Here is a 16,434-nt window from a genome sequence, read left to right as displayed (position 1 = left end):
AGAAGCGGACGCTGGCGGCCGTGCGTTGGGCGACATGCGTGATCCAGCTGTCGCTGGCATCTTGGTGCAGCCTGGTTTGTAGCGCCTGTTGACAGCCAACTGCCCCAGATTGGTTAATAGCAGCAGATGAAAGCGCTTCACCGACTTGCCTTAACGTTAGAGAAGAGATTGAAGGCAACCTCGGGCTTTCTTGCGGCCTCCCTCCGCATGCTCTAACCACTCCAATTTGAATGGATGGTTTCCGCATGCCTGCTCGTCAGACCTATCTTTGCCTGTTGATCCTTGGAACCGCGTTCTGGGGGATTTCGTTTGCCTTCACCAAGGTGGGGGTTGCAGACGGGTCACCGTTCGTCTTCCTCGGGTACAAGTTCGCACTCGCTGCGCTAGTTCTTTGCGTGATCTTCTTCAGGCGGCTGAAGCTGCTCAACAAGGAAACGCTACTGGCCGGGGTGGCTATAGGTTTGCCCCTTTGCCTAGGCAACATCTTCCAAACTGTCGGCCTTCAGCACACTAGCATCACCAATACGGCGTTCATCACCGGCTTGGACGTACTGCTCATTCCACTCTTCAAGTGGGCTCTCTTCCGGAAGCGCGTCGAACCGCGTATCTGGATCTGTTGCGCCGTCGCGTTGACAGGTCTCTACCTGATTGTTGCTAGGGCCGGCCTCACTCTCAATCCAGGTGACATCTGGATCATGTTCTGTGCCGTCTTTTTTGCCTCGTACGTACTCACGGTGGGCTTCTTCTCGCACAAATACGACTCGATGCTTACGGTGATCACGGCGCTGGCTACCTGCGCTATAGGGTGCCTTTTCGCTGCGCTTTTCGACGCCAGGGCCGACTGGGCACCTATGGATGCTGCCTTCTGGGAGGGGGTGCTGTTCTGTGCGTTGCTCGCGACAGCATTCATGTACGCCGTTCAGAGCGCTGCGCAGAAGTATCTCGAAGAGGAAAAGGTGGCCCTGACGTACTTGTTCGAACCTATCTTCGCGGCGCTCGCCGGGGCAGTGCTCCTAGGCGAAACATTGGATGGAAGGACTCTCACTGGCGCGGCACTTATCTTCTCAGCTCTGCTGATCGCCGAGATTGATGTACCCAAGATCCTATCCCGCTTGCTTCGAGCGCTGTTTGCTCCGAGGGCAAAGCGCCACTGAGTAGTTGGATGGGGTCTACGGAGGCTTTGATCGGTAGCTGCCAGAGGCCGTATTTGGCCGTTAGTAGCCCCTCGGCCAGAAGCAGGTGCCATGCCGGCAGATCGCCTGTCCCATGAAACCTCGATACCGCTCGTGCTGTCTGCACAGAGCCTGTATAGAGGGCGTGACACGCATTTTGGGAGCGAGGCGATGCAACGATCACTACTCTGCCTGGGCTGCGGCCTGCTGGTGCTGGCCGGCTGCAGCAAGGACCAGGACGGCCCCTACCAGGCGCCGGGGGGCAACTACGACCTGACGCACTGGAAGCTGACCCTGCCGGACGACGATGCCAGCGAGGTATCCAGTGCCAGGCTGCGCGCCGGCTATGCCTCGCGCTATTTCCACCTGGCCGACAACGGCGCCATGGTCTTCATGGCCCCGGCCGGCGCAGGGAGCACCGAGAACTCCGACTACCCGCGCGCCGAGCTACGTGAGCTGCTCGACCCCGATGACGACAACCGCAACTGGTCCGGCACCGGCTTCCACCAGCTGCAGGCCAGCGCCCGCGTACTGCGTGCGCCGAGCACGCAGAAGATCATTGTCGGGCAGATCCACGGCTTCGACGCCCGCCCGCTGATCAAACTGCAGTGGCAGAAGGGTCGGCTCAAGGCGCTGATCAAGCGCCACCCGCAGGGCCGCAACGAGGACATCACTCATGTCTTCGCCACGCTGGTGGGCAATGATCTGTTCTCCTACCGCATCGAGGTGCGCGATGGCGTGCTGGCGGTGGAGGTGAACGGTGAGCGCATCGAACACGACTTCTTCCGCGAAGACCCGGCCTGGCGCGATGTCGGCTTCTACTTCAAGGCCGGCGCCTATGTGCAGGACGACGAGGAGGATGGCGCCGACGATGTCGGCGAGGTGCAATTCACCCAGCTGAAGGTGCACCACGAGTGAAACGACGAGGTGCAGTCGGATCCGCCGAGCGTGCGCCGCGAGGGGGCCGCGGCTATCCTATGCGCCCGTTTCACCCGCCCAGGATCACCTCATGAAAGCCCAGCTCCTTGAACTCATCACCTTGATCAGCTCCGGCTGCATGACCGACGAGGAGATCGCCCGCATCGCCGCCGAGGCGGCCCAGGCCTACGCCGACCCGGCGGCCTTTCTCGCCGCCAACCCGGACATCAACTACGACGACGATTTCCCCATTCCGCTGGGCGAGTGGGTGGTGATCGGCAGCCTGCCGGATACCGTGCTGTTCCAGGCCGACGACTACGAGGGCCTGCTGGCGCAGATCATCGATTCCTTCGGCCCGAGCGTGAGCTTCAACATCAAGCCCAAGCAGCTGGCCAAGGTCGAGCCACTCAAGGCGCTCAACCGCATCCAGGTACAGCTCTCTGCGCTGTACAAGGAGAAAGGTGGCTACGTGCTGGTGGATCTCAGCGAGCCGCTGGACGATGAGCTGCAGTGCGTGCTCGTCTACACCAGCGACCTGCCGCGTGTGCTCGAACTGGCCGTGGAAATCGGCATCTATGCGGCGCCGGCCTACGAGGCGTTGAAGGCCGAGCTGGAAGGCTGATTCCAACCTCATTCATCGCCCACGGAGGGGCTGCCATGACCCGTATCATCTTCGCCACCCTGTTTGCCGCCGCACTGCTGAACGGTACGGCCCAGGCTGCCGCGCCAACCGCTGAGCAGATCGTGCAGTGGTTACCCGAGGACCAGGTCACCGAGGTGGAGGAGATACACCCGCTGACGCTGAAGGGCGGCGAGCAGGCTTACCTCGCCTCGGTCAACTTTCCCGACGCCGGCCGTAACTTCTGGGCCGGCTATGTGCTGGCACGTCCGGCCCTGAAAGAAGCGCGTGTTCTGGAGGAGTTTGGCGGCCAGTACAACGGCGTCACCCCTGGTGGAGGCCCGCTGGCGCTGATTGGCTCGGCAGGTTCAGGTCAGGGCACCTCGGAGGCTACATACTCGGTGGTGGTCTTCGAGGGTTGGGCGGCGAAGAGGCTTTACAGCATCTCCGAGTCGGATAACTCCGGCAATTGTGGTTATGACGGCCGGCCTTGCGAGGGAAGCCAGGTGTTCCTCCACTTCGTCCCTGTCATCGGTAGCGGTGCGCCGTATCTGAGTGTCACCGAGGTCCGCTATAGCTCGACAGGCGATGAAGATCCTGCGCCTAAGGTCACGACCCGCAGCGAGCTGGTGCGTCTGCTCGAGTCGGATTAGCGCCGGCCTTGGCGCAGCGGCTCCAGCAGAGCGTTGAGGCCGTTGTGATCGATCTCGTGCATCAGCGCCAGCAGGTGGCCCAGTTCGCCCTTGGGGAAGCCCTGGCGGGCGAACCAGGCGAGGTAGTGGCCGGGCAGGTCGGCGAGCAGGCGGCCCTGGTACTTGCCGAAGGGCATGCTGCGGGTCACCAGCAGCAGGAGGTCATCGGGGTTCATGGTGGCGTCAGGCGGTGAACGGCCGCACAGCATAACCTGCCGCGCGGCTAGCCGGGGCCGCAGCTGGCGCGTTAGGCTGCCGGCTGATCGGCAAGGAGCGAGTGCCTTGGATTTCAAGCAGAAGATTTCCCTGCGCCGTGCCCGTGACAGCGGCGCGGTGCCCGAGCCCGGCGCTGACGCCTGGCTGTTCGAGCTGGGCGAGCGACTGGAGAGCGACCGTGGGCGCATCCTCAACTCGGCGGCCGTGCGCCGCCTGCAGCAGAAGACCCAGGTGTTCCCGCTGGAGCGCAATGCCGCGGTGCGCAGCCGTCTGACCCATTCGCTGGAGGTGCAGCAGGTCGGCCGGCATATCGTCCGTACCCTGTTCCAGCGGCTGGGTTCGCGCGCCAACGACTACGGGCTGGACGGCCTGGAGCGGGTGCTGGAAACGCTGGTGGAGATGGCCTGCCTGAGCCATGACATCGGCAATCCGCCGTTCGGCCACTTTGGTGAGTTCGCCATCGGCGACTGGTGCGCGCGGCACCTGCAGCGGCTGTTCGACCACGCCGTGCCGCAGGCCGATGCCGAGCTGCGCGAGCGCATGCTGCGTGACCTCAACAGCTTCGAGGGTAACGCCCAGGCCATTCGCCTGGTGCATCGCCTGCACGACATGAACCTGACCTACAGCCAGGCCGCCTGCATGCTCAAGTACGTGCGTGCGGCGCATCAGGTGAAGCCGCCGAAAGGCAGTGCCGGTGCCTACCTGCGCAAGAAGCCCGGTTTCTACCTGAGCGAGGCGGGCTTCGTCACCCAGCTGTGGCAGACGCTGGGCATGGCGCCGCAGACGCGCTACCCGCTGGTCTACGTGATGGAGGCGGCGGACGACATTTCCTACTGCCTGGCCGACCTGGAGGATGCGGTGGTCAAGGGCATCCTCGACCTGCCGCGCCTGTGCTCCCTGCTGCGCGAGACCTTCGCCCGCTTCAAGCCGCTGGATACGGCTATTGATGCGCGCGGGCGCAGCTTCGCCGAACTGCTCGACGATGCCTGGCAGCGCTCCTGTGATGAGCCGGTGGACAAGGTCGGGCAGTTCTTTATCCGCCTGCGCGTCAACCTGATCCACCCGCTGGTGCAGCACGCCGCCGGGCAATTCATCGAACAGCTCGACGCGGTGTATGCCGGTACCCTCGACCGCGCCCTGCTGGAAGACGACAGCCCGGCCTGCGCGGTGGTGCAGACCTTCAAGACCGTGGGCGCCGAGCAGGTGTTCTGCCACCGCGAAGTGGAAACCCTGCAGCTGCGCGGTCTGCGCATTCTGCAGGGGCTGCTGGAGGGCTATGGCGCATTGCTGGGCCTGACCGGCGCCGACTTCCAGGCGCTGCTCGAAGGCCAGGGCCGCGCCGACCAGCGCATGCTGCTGCGCCGCTTGCCCACGCACCTGCTCAGCGCCTATCGCCAGGCGCTGAGCGAGCACGCCGGTGCCGATGCGCCGGCCTGGGAGTTCTACTATCGCACGCGCCTGCTGCTGGACTTCGTCAGCAGCCTGACCGATCAGTTGGCGGAAGACGAGTACCGGGTACTCAGCGCTCAGTAAGCGCGGGCAAGAAAAAGCCGGGCCTCCTTACGGGAGCCCGGCTTTTTCGTTACAGCTTACCGATCAGCTGTGGCGGATCAGGTGGTCGAAGGCGCTCAGCGAGGCCTTGGAGCCTTCGCCTACGGCGATGACGATCTGCTTGTACGGCACGGTGGTCACGTCACCGGCGGCGAACACGCCGGGGATGTTGGTAGCGCCCTTGGCGTCGACGATGATTTCGCCGAAGCGGTTGAGCTCCACGGTGCCTTTCAGCCAGTCGCTGTTGGGCAGCAGGCCGATCTGTACGAAGATGCCTTCCAGCTCGACGGTGTGCAGGGCGTCGGTGGTGCGGTCCTTGTAGGTCAGGCCGGTGACTTTCTGGCCGTCGCCGATCACTTCGGTGGTCAGCGCGCTCTTGATCACGGTGACGTTCGGCAGGCTGTTCAGCTTGGTCTGCAGCACGGCATCGGCACGCAGGGTGTCGGCGAACTCCAGCAGGGTGACGTGGGCGACGATACCGGCCAGGTCAATCGCAGCCTCGACGCCGGAGTTGCCGCCGCCGATCACCGCCACGCGCTTGCCCTTGAACAGCGGGCCGTCGCAGTGCGGGCAGAAGCATACGCCCTTGGCCTTGTATTCCTGCTCGCCGGGTACGCCCATTTCACGCCAGCGGGCACCGGTGGAGAGGATCACGGTCTTGGCTTTGAGCGAGGCACCGTTGTCGAATTTCACTTCGTGCAGGCCACCTTCGGCACTGGCCGGGACCAGGGCGGAGGCGCGCTGCAGGTTCATGATGTCGACGTCGTACTGACGCACGTGCTCTTCCAGGGCGCGGGCCAGTTTCGGGCCTTCGGTCTCCTGCACCGAGATGAAGTTCTCGATGGCCATGGTGTCCAGCACCTGGCCGCCGAAGCGCTCGGCCGCCACGCCGGTACGGATGCCCTTGCGCGCGGCGTAGATGGCTGCTGCGGCGCCAGCCGGGCCACCGCCCACGACCAGCACATCAAAGGCGTCCTTGGCGTTCATCTTCTCGGCGTCGCGGTTGCCGGCCTGGGTGTCGATCTTGGCGAGGATTTCCTTCACCTCCATGCGACCCGAGGCGAACACTTCACCGTTCAGGTAGATGCTCGGCACGGCCATGATCTGGCGGCGCTCGACTTCTTCCTGGAACAGCGCACCGTCGATGGAGACGTTGCGGATGTTGGGGTTGAGCACGGCCATCAGGTTCAGCGCCTGGACCACGTCCGGGCAGTTCTGGCAGCTCAGCGAGAAGTAGGTTTCGAATTCGAAACGACCTTCGATGCTCTTGATCTGCTCGATGGTTTCCGCGTCCAGCTTGGACGGGTGGCCGCCGACCTGCAACAGGGCCAGTACCAGCGAGGTGAATTCGTGGCCCATGGGGATGCCGGCGAAGGTAACGCCGATATCCGCACCCGGGCGGTTGAGCGAGAACGACGGACGACGTGCGTCGTTGCCATCGGTCTTGAGGGTAATCTTGTCGGTCAGACCGACGATGTCGTTGAGCAGTCCGAGCAGCTCCTGAGACTTCTCGCCGTCATCGAGGCTGGCGACGATCTCGAACGGCTGGGTGACCTTCTCGAGGTAGGCCTTCAACTGGGTTTGCAGATTGGCGTCCAACATGACGGGATTCCTCTGGCGAATAGCAAATTTCGGACAAACAAACGCCCGGACGGATCGCGCCCGGGCGTTCGGGCACCTTAGGAAGTCCTGTGGGACTTCTTGAGGCGGAAAATGGGATGGAGCGCGTCGCGAGCGACGGCAGTGCAAGGCGAACTGAGGCGAGGGCCGCTCGGAGTCGCGGGCGACTTTACGAGCTGTAAATGAGCAGCCCGAGCCTCAGTTCAACGCAGCAATGCCTAGCGCAGCAGCGCTACGCCCATTTTTAGATCTTGCCGACCAGGTCCAGGGAAGGAGCCAGGGTCTTCTCGCCTTCTTTCCACTTGGCCGGGCAAACCTGACCCGGGTTAGCGGCGGTGTATTGGGCGGCTTTCAGCTTGCGCAGGGTCTCGGAGACGTCGCGAGCGATTTCGTTGGAGTGGATTTCCAGGGTCTTGATCACGCCTTCCGGGTTGATCACGAAGGTGCCACGCAGGGCCAGGCCTTCTTCCTCGATGTGCACGCCGAAAGCGCGGGTCAGCTGGTGGGTCGGGTCACCGATCAGCGGGAACTGGGCCTTGCCCACGGCAGGGGAGGTTTCGTGCCATACCTTGTGGGAGAAGTGGGTGTCGGTGGTGACGATGTACACCTCGGCACCGGCCTTCTGGAACTCGGCGTAGTTGTTGGCGGCGTCTTCGATTTCGGTCGGGCAGTTGAAGGTGAAGGCAGCCGGCATGAAGATCAGCACGGACCATTTGCCTTTCAGGCTCTGCTCGGTGACCTGGATGAACTCGCCATTGTGGAAGGCGTTGGCGCTGAAGGGTTGAACCTGGGTGTTGATCAGGGACATGAGAGAACTCCTGTTGGGGTTTGGAAACTTGATGCTGCGCATACTAACCGCAGCGCCTGTAATCGCTAAATTGAATGAAGGCATGAAGACGATTGCTTTGGTCTATCTGCATCCATTCAAAAATAGACAGACATCTATGGCCGGTCAGCCGGCGATCTGCAGCTGCGGGTGGCGCTGACGATACTGCTCGAAGATGAACTGGCGAATACGCTCGCCGTGTTCCTGGTGCTGCAGTTTCAGCTGGTAGGCCGCGCGCGTGCCGCTCACCCGACGAATCAGACGGCCGTGCAGCGGCATGCTATCGGCTCCCGGCAGCGACAGCCAGAGGTCGAAGTACTCCGGTGGCGAGCGCCCGTCGGTGCTGCCCAGAACCACGCTGGCGGGCGCCAGTTCCAGGACGCGCAGGGCATTGACGCGGCCCTGGCGGTTGCGCAGCGCCAGCGGCTCGTCGAGCTCCAGGCGCCAGGGGCGACGCACCGCGCCTTCCTCGAAGATGTTCGGCGCGCCCATCTCCAGCTGCAGGCCGTGCAGTTCATCCTCCACCAGTTGCAGGGGGAAGCTGACGTGGCAGCGATCCAGCTTTGCCTCGAGGCTGAGGTTGGCGTGCAGGCCGAGGCGTGTGAGCAGCGCGTTGGCCAGCGGGCCACCGTCCACCTTGAACGCCGGGATCGACAGGGGTTTGCCGATCAGCTGGCTGCTGAACACTTCGCGGATGAAGTCCAGCTCTTCGCTGGACAGTGCGGGATCTGACATGGCGCCCTCCATCGGGGCAGTTGGCACATGATCGACTGCAAGAAATGCGCCTTTCCCTGGCGTGGGCGATCACTTGCCTGGGACGACTATACCGGCCTCGAGTTCCCCTGCCTGCGACATGCGGCATAATGCGCAGCATTTTCAACGTGCTGTGGAGTCGTTCATGAAAGTCGCCATTCTCTCCGGTTCGGTCTACGGGGCCGCCGAAGACGTCGCTCGGGTCGCCCAGCAGGTGCTGCAGGACGGCGGATTCGAGGCCTGGCACAAGCCAGGTGTGGCGCTCGACGAGCTGCTGGCCTTCGCTCCCGAGGCACTCCTGGTGGTGACCTCCACCACCGGCATGGGCGAGCTGCCCGGCAATATCCAGAATCTCTATTACGCCCTGCGTGACCGCTTCCCGGCCTGGAGCGGCGTGCCTGGCGCGGTGATCGCCCTGGGCGATTCCAGCTACGACGTGTTCTGTGGCGGTGGCGAGCAGATGCGCGAGCTGTTGCTGGAACTGGGCGTGCGCGAGGTGCTGCCGATGCTGCGTCTGGACGCCAGCGAGAGCGTGACGCCGGACGAGGATGCCAAGCCCTGGCTGGCCGAGCTGGCCCAGGCGCTCAAGGCCTGATGGTTCCGCGCGCTGCCGAGCTGGTCCGCGAGCTGCAGCTGGTCGCTCATCCCGAGGGCGGCTACTACCGCCGCCTGTTCACTTCGGCGCAGCAGGCTGCGGGTGGCCGCTCCGCCTGCAGCAGCATCCTGTTCCTCCTGCCCGCCGGCGCGGCGAGCCGCTGGCACCGGGTCGACGCCGACGAGCTGTGGTTCTTCCACGAAGGGGCACCGCTGGAGCTGCTGGTAAGTGATGGCCCCAAGGTGCTGCGCGCAGAGCGTCTGGGGCCGGTCGCCCCCGCGCAACTGCCGCAGCGCGTGGTCCCTGCGGCGGCCTGGCAGGCGGCGCGCAGCCTGGGTGATTTCACCCTGGTGAGCTGCAGCGTGGCGCCGGAGTTCCGCTTCGAAGGCTTTCGCCTGCTCGCCGATGACCCGCTGGCCCAGGCCGAGTGGCCATGGCTGATCGAGCAACATCCCGAGCTGTTGTGACCCGCAAGGCCAGTACGCTGGCCGGCAAGGCAACTGGAGCGGCCCACCGCCCTGGCTAGACTCCTCGGCACAACAACAGTGCCGAGGTGATCGCCGTGAATGCTCCGCTCAACCTGCCCAATCTGAAGAATCAGGTTTCCGCCGCCGAATGGCAGACCCGCGTCGACCTGGCCGCCTGCTACCGGCTGATCGCCCTGTACGGCTGGGACGACCTGATCTTCACCCACATCTCGGCCAAGGTGCCCGGCACCGAGGACTTCCTGATCAACCCCTACGGGCTGATGTTCCACGAGATCACCGCGTCCAGCCTGGTCAAGGTCGACCTGGCCGGCAAGAAGCTGATGGACGGCCCGTTCGACATCAACCCGGCCGGCTACACCATCCACAGCGCCGTGCACGAGGTGCGCCACGACGTCGGCTGCGTGCTGCACATCCACACCCCGGCCGGCATCGCCGTGTCGGCGCAGAAGCAGGGCCTGCTGCCGCTGTCGCAGCAGTCGCTGTTCGTTCTCGCCAGCCTGGCCTACCACGGCTATGAGGGCGTGGCCCTGAACCACGACGAGAAGGCCCGCCTGCAGGCCGACCTGGGCGACAAGAACTTCATGATCCTGCCCAACCACGGCCTGCTCACCGCCTTCGGCAGTATTGCCGACGCCTTCCTCGGCATGTTCACTCTGCAGCGCGCCTGCGAGGTTCAGGTGATGGCGCAGAGCGGCGGCGCGGAGCTGATCCATATCCCGCAGCAGATTCTCGATGGCGCGCGGGCGATGATCGCCGGAGTGATGAAGAGCCCGCAGGGCATGGGTGGCGCACTGCCCTGGCCGGCGCTGCTGCGCAAGCTGGATGCGCAGATGCCGGGCTACGACCAGTGACGGCGCTGCCGGGCATTGCCCTCGCCGAATGGCGGGCGCAGGGGCGTGGTTTCAGCTTCAATGGCCAGGCGATCCGCTACTGGACGGCGGGGCAGGGCGAGCCGCTGTTGCTGATCCACGGCTTCCCCACGGCCAGCTGGGACTGGCACTACCTGTGGCAGCCGCTGGCACAGCGCTACCGGGTGATCGCCTGTGACATGCTCGGCTTCGGCTACTCGGCCAAGCCGCGTGGCCATGCCTACAGCCTGCTGGAGCAGGCCGACCTGCAGCAGGCGCTGCTGAGCCACCTGGGGATCGACGAAACGCTGCACGTGCTGGCCCACGACTACGGCGACAGCGTGGCTCAGGAGCTGATCGCCCGGCATCAGGAGGGCCGCCTGCAACTGGCCAGCTGCGTGTTCCTCAACGGCGGTCTGTTTCCCGAAACCCATTACCCGGTGCTGACCCAGAAGCTGTTGCTCGGCCCGCTGGGTCCGTTGCTCGGACGGCTGTTCTCGCGCGCCACCCTGGCGAAGAACTTCGCCAAGGTGTTCGGCCCCCGCACGCAGCCCAGCGAGAGCGAGCTGGACGGATTCTGGGAGCTGATCGCGCATAACGACGGGCCCGCGGTGATGCACCGGCTGATCCGCTACATCCTTGATCGCCGCGTCAACCGCGAGCGCTGGGTGGCGGCCATGCAGGAGACAGCCGTGCCGCTGCGGGTCATCGATGGCGCCGTCGATCCCATCTCCGGGGCGCACATGGTCGAGCGCTATCGTGAGCTGATCGAGAGCGCCGACACGGTTTTGCTGCCGGCCATAGGCCACTATCCGCAGACCGAGGCACCCGCAGAGGTGCTGGCCTACTATCTGCAATTCCGTGAACGCTGGGAGGCGAAGGCATGCAAAGACGCACTCTGTTGAAAGGGGCTGCCGTAGGTGGCGTTGCGGTTCTGGGGGCCGGCTTCTGGGCGCTGCCCACCGGCACAGCGCCGGCCGCGCGCAGCCTGGAGGGGGCGCGCAGCGTGCTGGCCGGCTTCCAGGGCAAGGCCCTGGTGAGTCTCCAGGGCTGGACCCCGACGGAAGTGTTCAACCATTGCGCACAGAGCATCGAGTACTCCATGGATGGCTACCCGCAGCTGAAGCCGGCCTGGTTCCGGAATAGCGTCGGGCCGGTCGCCTTCGCCGTGTTCAGTGCCCGCGGCGCCATGCGCCACCCGCTGACCGAGGCCATTCCCGGCGCCGCGCCGCTGGCCGAGCCGGCCAGCCAGGAGGCCGCCCTGCAGCGCCTGCAGGCCGCCTTCGCGCGTTTCGCCGCGCACACCGGCGAGCTCAAACCGCACTTCGCCTATGGCGCCCTCAGCCATGAGGAATACGCCGCGGCCCATGTGCTGCACCTGTACAACCACCTGAGCCTGATCCGCCCCGCCTGATCGGTTGCCGCCCGCGTGGCGGCCATCCCCCGGCCTTATCGGGCGATATTCAGTGTGCTCGCGGTTCCTTGCCCGGGCCGCGGTGCTGCGGGACACTCCGGGCTTTCGCCGACTGCCCAGAGGAGCCTTTTATGAGCGACGCCATCCGTTTCGAAGACCAGGTCGTGATTGTCACCGGTGCCGGTGGCGGCCTGGGTCGTGCCCACGCGCTGCTGTTCGCCAAGCATGGCGCCAAGGTGGTGGTCAACGACCTGGGTGGCAGCACCCACGGCGAGGGCGCCAATGCCTCGGCGGCGGACAAGGTGGTTGCCGAGATCAGGGCCGCCGGCGGCCAGGCCGTGGCCAACCATGACTCGGTGACCGACGGCGGCAAGATCGTGCAGTGCGCGCTGGACAGCTTCGGCCGCATCGATGTGGTGGTGAACAACGCCGGCATCCTGCGCGACAAGTCCTTCCACAAGATGGAAGACACCGACTGGGATCTGGTTTACAAGGTCCATGTCGAGGGCGCCTACAAGGTCACCCGCGCCGCCTGGGAGCACCTGCGCGATCAGCAGTACGGCCGCGTCATCTTCACCGCCTCCACCTCCGGCATCTACGGCAACTTCGGCCAGTCCAACTACGGCATGGCCAAGCTCGGCCTGTACGGCCTGACCCGCACCCTGGCCATCGAGGGGCGCAAGAACAACGTGCTGGTCAACGCCATCGCGCCCACCGGCGGCACCCGCATGACCGAGGGCCTGATTCCGCCGCAGGTGTTCGAGCAGCTCAAGCCGGAACTGGTCAGCCCACTGGTGGTGTACCTGGGCAGCGACCAGTGCAAGGACACCGGCGGCCTCTACGAAGTGGGGGGCGGCTGGGTCGGCAAGGTGCGCTGGGAGCGCAGCCTGGGTGCCGGCTTCGATCCCAAGGCTGGCTTCAGCCCGGAAGACGTGGCGGCCAGCTGGCAGCAGATCGGTGATTTCGCCGGCGCCGTGCATCCGGACGACAACGTCACCGCGCTGCGCGAGATGATGGCCAACCTGCAGAAGCACGCGGGCTGATTCGCGCGTTCGGACAGCTGCAAAAAAGGCCGGCATCACTGCCGGCCTTTTCATTTTCAGGATGCACATGGCGCCGCCGCGCAGGCCGGATTGCCCCGGGGTGGCCTGCGCCAGCGCATCAGCGCGCTTGCAGCTTGAAGTTATCGTCCGAAGGTTCCTTGGTGTAGGCGCCCTGGTCGTGCACCAGCTTCTGGGTTCCGTTCATCAGCGAGCTGATGCGGCTGTCCGCGGTTCTGGCGGAGGCAGCCTGGTTGCTGGTGCCGGTGATCAGCGGCGGATTGAAGCTGAACGACCACAGGTAATGCCAGACGGCCGAGTTGTGCTTCTCGGTGATCTGCGTGCTGTTGAAGTACCAGGGCTTGAGCTCGGTGAACGCGGTCATCTTCATCAGGCCGCTGTTGGCATCGCCGACAAAAACGGTGCTGGTCACGGCCGAGCTGCGGTAGGCCTCGAAGATCACGCCCTTGCCCTTCAGTTCGCTGACGTAGTTGCGGCAGACGGCACCGGTCCACTGGTTACCCAGCCAGCTCTTGGCGTTGTTGGAATAGAAGGGGTCGAGCAGCGCCACGCGCTTGGGCAGCAGCTTGCTGCTCAGGGTGCCGGCGGTGACGGCGTCGCTGATCTTCTTGGTCAGCACGATGGCCATCTGGTTGCCCAGCGAATGGCCGAGGATGCGGATGTTGCTGCCGCTGTAGCCGGCCATGTTGTCCTTGTAGCTGTTGAACAGCAGGTCGCCGGCGGATTGCCCCGGGCCGCTGCTATAGGCGCCGCTGGCGTTGCGCCAGCGCATGGCGCGCGGGCCGCTGGCGCTCCAGATCTTGGCTTCGGCGTCCGTCACTTCGCCCTCGTCGGCGAACTGGTTCCAATACAGCACGCCGACGTTGTAGCCGGCGCTGAGCCAGGCCGAGGCCAGGTCCAGGCTCGGGCCGCCGGCACCTTCGCGGTTGAAGGTCTCGCGGTCCTTGCGTGCGGTGGAACCGTTCTGCCAGCCGTGGATGTAGATCACCGTGGGTTTGCTGGCGCCGTAGTAGGCGTTGCTCTGGCCGGGCACGGCTTTCTGCCAGGTATCACCCTGGCCGAACCAGTACAGGCCGTAGTCGAGGTTGTTGAAGGTGGAGTCGGGGAAGACGCCGGGAGCGGCGTGGACGAGCGAGGAAAGGCACAGCAGGCAAAGCAGGAAAAGCTTGCGCATGGTGAGCGACCCTTGAGTTTTTATTGTGTTGGGGCGCGCTCAGTTATGGCGGGAGTCAGTGGCGCTGTCAATGCAGCGCCGGGGTGCGTCCATGCCGACCCAGCTGGTCGATGCGCTGGGTCAGTTGCACGCGTTCGCGCTCGTCCTCGCACAGCAGCAACGCCCGCTCCAGGTCGAAGCGCTCGGCCTGGGGGCAGTCCAACTCGCGGTAGATGGCGGCGCGCAGCTGGTGATCGGCACTGCTCGGCGGTGCCAGCAGGAGGATGCGTTCGGCATCCTTGAGCGCGGCGACCGGATCGCCGGCGGCGCCATGCAGGTGGCACAGGTTGCGCGATAGGCGCAGCAGCAGGGCGCGGCCGTCACAGGCCTGCAAATGCCGGGCGCTGAGTTCCGCGCCGGGGCCGGCGACGCGGGCGAGCAGTTCGCGGCAGTCGCGGGTGTACAGGCGGCGGCCGTTGCAAGGGTCGAGCAGGTGGTCGGCGCCGGGCACGCGCAGCAGCAGGTGGCCGGGGAAGTTGACGGCCTGCAGCGGGATATCCAGGCGCTGGGCCAGTTCCAGGGCGATCAGCGCCAGCGACAGCGGCTGCCCGCGGCGACGCCGCAACACCTGATGCAGCAACGCCGCCCGTGGCCGCAGGGGCAGGTCGTCGTCTTCATGGAAGTCCAGCTCACCCAGGCGCCGCAGCAGCGGCTGCGCCAGCTCCGGTGCGGCCAGGTTGGGCAGGCCGGCGGAGGCCTGCTGGCGCAGGTTGGCGAACTCGCGCATGACCTGCGCCGGCTGCAGGGTCGGTTCATGCTCGGCAGCAATCCACAAGGCCGCTTCAAGCAGCGCGGGCGGGTCTGCTTCCAGGCAGTTCAGCCAGGCGGGGCGAGCAGTCATGCGGTTCTCCCGTGACGAGACGCGTCAGCAGACTATTAACCGCCGGGTGCCGACTCGTCCAGTCGTTCCGCCGCTGGCCTCAGGCGTAGACGCGCTGGCCGCGGTACATGCGCACCGAGTGGCCGCGCGCGGCGTCGTCCTGCGCCGGGGCCGGCGCCGGGGCGGTGTGCTCCGGCAGTTCGTGGCCACGGTACTGGCGGCTCGCCTGGGCCGCGGCAGGTTGCGCGGCGGCCTGCTGGAAGTCGCTCAGCTCGGCCAGGCGGATACCCAGGTTGCGGGTGTCCTGGTCGCTGGAGCGCAGGCAGGCCAGCAGCATGGCCTCCACGGCGTCGGGTTGGCTCAGGCGGATGTCTACGGACAATTCCTCACGCAGACGGCGGCGCAGCGACTGCATGCAATCCAGAACGGCTTTGTTCAGTTCCATGTCGGCTCCCTCGTGTCGGTTGCTCGGCCCGGCGGCTCCACGCTCAGGCAGTAGCAAGGTGCGTACCAGTACGCGCAGGCCGCGAACTGTGCGGCGCTTCACAGGTCCATGGGGTTCCGGTTGCCCATGCCTGGTGCAGGGTTGCACCGGTCTGGCGCCGCTGAAGCCGGGGCGGTTAACCGGGTATACTCGCCGCCATCCGTAACACCTTTCCGCATTTTTGAAGGTTTCTATGCGCAACGACGCCCATGACGAGCTGGAGCATGTCCCCAGCCTGACCACCGACCCGCGCGACCGCGACGATTTCCAGGCCGGTCACGCCCCCAGCCACAGCCACGCGCCGCAACGCAGCGCGCCGACCTATCCGCAGGTGGAGCGCCGCCGCGGCTATGGCACCGGCCCGCTGTGGGCGCTTATCGGCGCCCTGGTCATCGCCCTGGGCGGCCTGAGCTGGTGGAGCTACCAGCAGGTTCTGCACATGCAGGAGTCGATCGTGGCGACCCAGGATGCCTTCGCCCGCATCAGCGAAGAGGCCGCCGGTCGTATCCAGGACATCTCCGGCAAGGTGGTGGCCACCGAGTCGAGCGTGACCAGTGACAGTGAGGCGCTCAAGCTGCGCATCAAGCAGCTGGAAACCAGGCTGGCCGAGGTGACCAAGCAGCAGCAGAACCTCAACGGTCAGCAGAGTGGCCAGGGCAAGCGCCTCGAACAGCTGGCCGCCGACCTCAAGGCCCAGCAGGGCGTGACGGCGCAGTTCGATGGCAAGCTGGACAAGCTGGCGGCCGAGCAGAAGACCGGCCTGGCCGGTGTCGGCAAGCTGCAGGAGCAGCTCAAGGGCCAGGCCGGCGATATCGAGGCGCTGAAGAAGAAGGGCGACCCGAGCCAGGCCGTGCGCAACCTGGAACAGGACCTGCTGGTGCTGCGCAGCGAGCTGGAGAACCGCCCGGCACCGCAGAACAACACCGCCGAGTTCGATGCCTTCCGCGCCCAGGTCACCCGCAACATCAATGCGCTGACCGCGCAGGTGCAGAATCTGCAGCAGCAGCTCAACGCCCGCTGATTGCCCGGCTGTACGGAAAGCCCCGCTTTGGCGTAATGCTGTTCACTCAGTGAGTGCTCGATTAGCTCCCCTCTCCCATTTATGGGAGAGGGGCGGGGGAGAGGGCCGGAGGTGCTGCGAAAC

At 65.3% G+C, this 16,434-nt stretch carries 19 protein-coding genes; 12 read left to right on the top strand and 7 right to left on the bottom strand.

Annotation, left to right across the window (positions count from 1 at the left end; translation table 11 throughout):
- The first annotated feature begins 245 nt into the window (after window positions 1–245).
- From PA6_RS10105 to PA6_RS10090, 4 genes are all read left to right on the top strand, one after another.
- Window positions 246–1,154: a DMT family transporter gene (locus tag PA6_RS10105; protein WP_021700815.1), complete on the top strand. Its 909-nt coding sequence runs from the start codon at window positions 246–248 to the stop codon at window positions 1,152–1,154.
- Window positions 1,155–1,343: 189 nt separating this feature from the next.
- Window positions 1,344–2,090, top strand: coding sequence for a polysaccharide lyase family 7 protein (locus PA6_RS10100; RefSeq protein ID WP_043216524.1), 747 nt, complete (start codon window positions 1,344–1,346; stop codon window positions 2,088–2,090).
- A gap of 91 nt (window positions 2,091–2,181) precedes the next feature.
- Complete coding sequence (locus PA6_RS10095) at window positions 2,182–2,712, top strand: hypothetical protein (RefSeq protein ID WP_021700813.1); 531 nt, start codon at window positions 2,182–2,184, stop codon at window positions 2,710–2,712.
- A 35-nt stretch (window positions 2,713–2,747) separates the two neighbouring features.
- Window positions 2,748–3,362 carry a hypothetical protein gene (locus tag PA6_RS10090; protein ID WP_021700812.1) on the top strand — a complete coding sequence of 205 codons (615 nt, stop codon included), beginning with the start codon at window positions 2,748–2,750 and terminating at the stop codon, window positions 3,360–3,362.
- On the opposite strand, the gene PA6_RS10085 is transcribed toward PA6_RS10090, so the two are convergent.
- Entirely contained in the window at window positions 3,359–3,577 is a 219-nt protein-coding gene (locus PA6_RS10085) for a DUF3820 family protein (protein WP_021700811.1), read from the bottom strand. The genes PA6_RS10090 and PA6_RS10085 overlap by 4 nt on opposite strands.
- 106 nt (window positions 3,578–3,683) lie before the next feature.
- Between PA6_RS10085 and dgt the strand changes: the two genes are divergently transcribed.
- A complete protein-coding gene (gene dgt, locus PA6_RS10080) occupies window positions 3,684–5,150 on the top strand; it encodes a dGTPase (protein WP_021700810.1) in 1,467 nt (488 codons plus the stop codon).
- Window positions 5,151–5,213: 63 nt separating this feature from the next.
- On the opposite strand, the gene ahpF is transcribed toward dgt, so the two are convergent.
- The 3 genes from ahpF to PA6_RS10065 form a co-directional block, all read right to left on the bottom strand.
- Window positions 5,214–6,770, bottom strand: coding sequence for an alkyl hydroperoxide reductase subunit F (gene ahpF, locus PA6_RS10075; RefSeq protein ID WP_021700809.1), 1,557 nt, complete (start codon window positions 6,768–6,770; stop codon window positions 5,214–5,216).
- A 262-nt stretch (window positions 6,771–7,032) separates the two neighbouring features.
- Entirely contained in the window at window positions 7,033–7,596 is a 564-nt protein-coding gene (ahpC, locus tag PA6_RS10070; protein ID WP_021700808.1) for an alkyl hydroperoxide reductase subunit C, read from the bottom strand.
- A 144-nt stretch (window positions 7,597–7,740) separates the two neighbouring features.
- Entirely contained in the window at window positions 7,741–8,349 is a 609-nt protein-coding gene (locus tag PA6_RS10065; protein ID WP_021700807.1) for a hypothetical protein, read from the bottom strand.
- Between the two features lie 163 nt (window positions 8,350–8,512).
- On the opposite strand from PA6_RS10065, the gene PA6_RS10060 reads away from it, so the two are divergent.
- The 6 genes from PA6_RS10060 to PA6_RS10035 all read left to right on the top strand — a co-directional run bounded on the left by PA6_RS10060 (window position 8,513) and on the right by PA6_RS10035 (window position 12,755).
- Window positions 8,513–8,962: a flavodoxin gene (locus tag PA6_RS10060; protein ID WP_021700806.1), complete on the top strand. Its 450-nt coding sequence runs from the start codon at window positions 8,513–8,515 to the stop codon at window positions 8,960–8,962.
- Window positions 8,962–9,429, top strand: coding sequence for a cupin domain-containing protein (locus PA6_RS10055; protein ID WP_021700805.1), 468 nt, complete (start codon window positions 8,962–8,964; stop codon window positions 9,427–9,429). The genes PA6_RS10060 and PA6_RS10055 overlap by 1 nt, the downstream gene beginning before the upstream one ends.
- Before the next feature lie 95 nt (window positions 9,430–9,524).
- The gene (locus tag PA6_RS10050) at window positions 9,525–10,301 is read left to right on the top strand and encodes a class II aldolase/adducin family protein (protein ID WP_115288041.1); all 777 of its coding nucleotides are present in this window, start codon (window positions 9,525–9,527) and stop codon (window positions 10,299–10,301) included.
- Complete coding sequence (locus PA6_RS10045) at window positions 10,298–11,203, top strand: alpha/beta fold hydrolase (protein ID WP_021700803.1); 906 nt, start codon at window positions 10,298–10,300, stop codon at window positions 11,201–11,203. Before PA6_RS10050 ends, PA6_RS10045 begins: the two co-directional genes overlap by 4 nt.
- A complete protein-coding gene (locus tag PA6_RS10040; protein WP_021700802.1) occupies window positions 11,182–11,712 on the top strand; it encodes a DUF1569 domain-containing protein in 531 nt (176 codons plus the stop codon). Before PA6_RS10045 ends, PA6_RS10040 begins: the two co-directional genes overlap by 22 nt.
- A 131-nt stretch (window positions 11,713–11,843) precedes the next feature.
- A complete protein-coding gene (locus PA6_RS10035; RefSeq protein ID WP_021700801.1) occupies window positions 11,844–12,755 on the top strand; it encodes an SDR family oxidoreductase in 912 nt (303 codons plus the stop codon).
- A gap of 118 nt (window positions 12,756–12,873) precedes the next feature.
- On the opposite strand, the gene PA6_RS10030 is transcribed toward PA6_RS10035, so the two are convergent.
- The 3 genes from PA6_RS10030 to PA6_RS10020 all read right to left on the bottom strand — a co-directional run bounded on the left by PA6_RS10030 (window position 12,874) and on the right by PA6_RS10020 (window position 15,251).
- Window positions 12,874–13,947, bottom strand: coding sequence for an alpha/beta hydrolase family protein (locus tag PA6_RS10030; RefSeq protein WP_021700800.1), 1,074 nt, complete (start codon window positions 13,945–13,947; stop codon window positions 12,874–12,876).
- A gap of 67 nt (window positions 13,948–14,014) precedes the next feature.
- Complete coding sequence (locus PA6_RS10025; protein ID WP_021700799.1) at window positions 14,015–14,827, bottom strand: SirB1 family protein; 813 nt, start codon at window positions 14,825–14,827, stop codon at window positions 14,015–14,017.
- A gap of 79 nt (window positions 14,828–14,906) precedes the next feature.
- Window positions 14,907–15,251 carry a hypothetical protein gene (locus tag PA6_RS10020; protein WP_021700798.1) on the bottom strand — a complete coding sequence of 115 codons (345 nt, stop codon included), beginning with the start codon at window positions 15,249–15,251 and terminating at the stop codon, window positions 14,907–14,909.
- 232 nt (window positions 15,252–15,483) lie between these two features.
- On the opposite strand from PA6_RS10020, the gene PA6_RS10015 reads away from it, so the two are divergent.
- A complete protein-coding gene (locus PA6_RS10015) occupies window positions 15,484–16,311 on the top strand; it encodes a hypothetical protein (RefSeq protein ID WP_021700797.1) in 828 nt (275 codons plus the stop codon).
- The last annotated feature ends 123 nt before the right edge of the window (window positions 16,312–16,434 follow it).

The sequence above is a fragment of the Aquipseudomonas alcaligenes NBRC 14159 genome (genome assembly GCF_000467105.1).
GTDB classification, from domain to species: Bacteria; Pseudomonadota; Gammaproteobacteria; order Pseudomonadales; family Pseudomonadaceae; genus Aquipseudomonas; species Aquipseudomonas alcaligenes.
The sequence above is the reverse complement of the archived record's forward strand: the minus strand, read 5'-3'. Positions and strand labels throughout refer to the sequence as shown.

What these genes read in the sequence shown, in the direction of transcription:
- PA6_RS10105 (WP_021700815.1), top strand. Translation starts at nt 246, where the DNA reads ATGCCTGCTCGTCAGACCTATCTTTGCCTGTTGATCCTTGGAACCGCG.
- PA6_RS10100 (WP_043216524.1), top strand. Translation starts at nt 1,344, where the DNA reads ATGCAACGATCACTACTCTGCCTGGGCTGCGGCCTGCTGGTGCTGGCC.
- PA6_RS10095 (WP_021700813.1), top strand. Translation starts at nt 2,182, where the DNA reads ATGAAAGCCCAGCTCCTTGAACTCATCACCTTGATCAGCTCCGGCTGC.
- PA6_RS10090 (WP_021700812.1), top strand. Translation starts at nt 2,748, where the DNA reads ATGACCCGTATCATCTTCGCCACCCTGTTTGCCGCCGCACTGCTGAAC.
- PA6_RS10085 (WP_021700811.1), bottom strand. Translation starts at nt 3,577, where the DNA reads ATGAACCCCGATGACCTCCTGCTGCTGGTGACCCGCAGCATGCCCTTC.
- ahpF (WP_021700809.1), bottom strand. Translation starts at nt 6,770, where the DNA reads ATGTTGGACGCCAATCTGCAAACCCAGTTGAAGGCCTACCTCGAGAAG.
- ahpC (WP_021700808.1), bottom strand. Translation starts at nt 7,596, where the DNA reads ATGTCCCTGATCAACACCCAGGTTCAACCCTTCAGCGCCAACGCCTTC.
- PA6_RS10065 (WP_021700807.1), bottom strand. Translation starts at nt 8,349, where the DNA reads ATGTCAGATCCCGCACTGTCCAGCGAAGAGCTGGACTTCATCCGCGAA.
- PA6_RS10060 (WP_021700806.1), top strand. Translation starts at nt 8,513, where the DNA reads ATGAAAGTCGCCATTCTCTCCGGTTCGGTCTACGGGGCCGCCGAAGAC.
- PA6_RS10055 (WP_021700805.1), top strand. Translation starts at nt 8,962, where the DNA reads ATGGTTCCGCGCGCTGCCGAGCTGGTCCGCGAGCTGCAGCTGGTCGCT.
- PA6_RS10040 (WP_021700802.1), top strand. Translation starts at nt 11,182, where the DNA reads ATGCAAAGACGCACTCTGTTGAAAGGGGCTGCCGTAGGTGGCGTTGCG.
- PA6_RS10035 (WP_021700801.1), top strand. Translation starts at nt 11,844, where the DNA reads ATGAGCGACGCCATCCGTTTCGAAGACCAGGTCGTGATTGTCACCGGT.
- PA6_RS10030 (WP_021700800.1), bottom strand. Translation starts at nt 13,947, where the DNA reads ATGCGCAAGCTTTTCCTGCTTTGCCTGCTGTGCCTTTCCTCGCTCGTC.
- PA6_RS10025 (WP_021700799.1), bottom strand. Translation starts at nt 14,827, where the DNA reads ATGACTGCTCGCCCCGCCTGGCTGAACTGCCTGGAAGCAGACCCGCCC.
- PA6_RS10020 (WP_021700798.1), bottom strand. Translation starts at nt 15,251, where the DNA reads ATGGAACTGAACAAAGCCGTTCTGGATTGCATGCAGTCGCTGCGCCGC.
- PA6_RS10015 (WP_021700797.1), top strand. Translation starts at nt 15,484, where the DNA reads ATGCGCAACGACGCCCATGACGAGCTGGAGCATGTCCCCAGCCTGACC.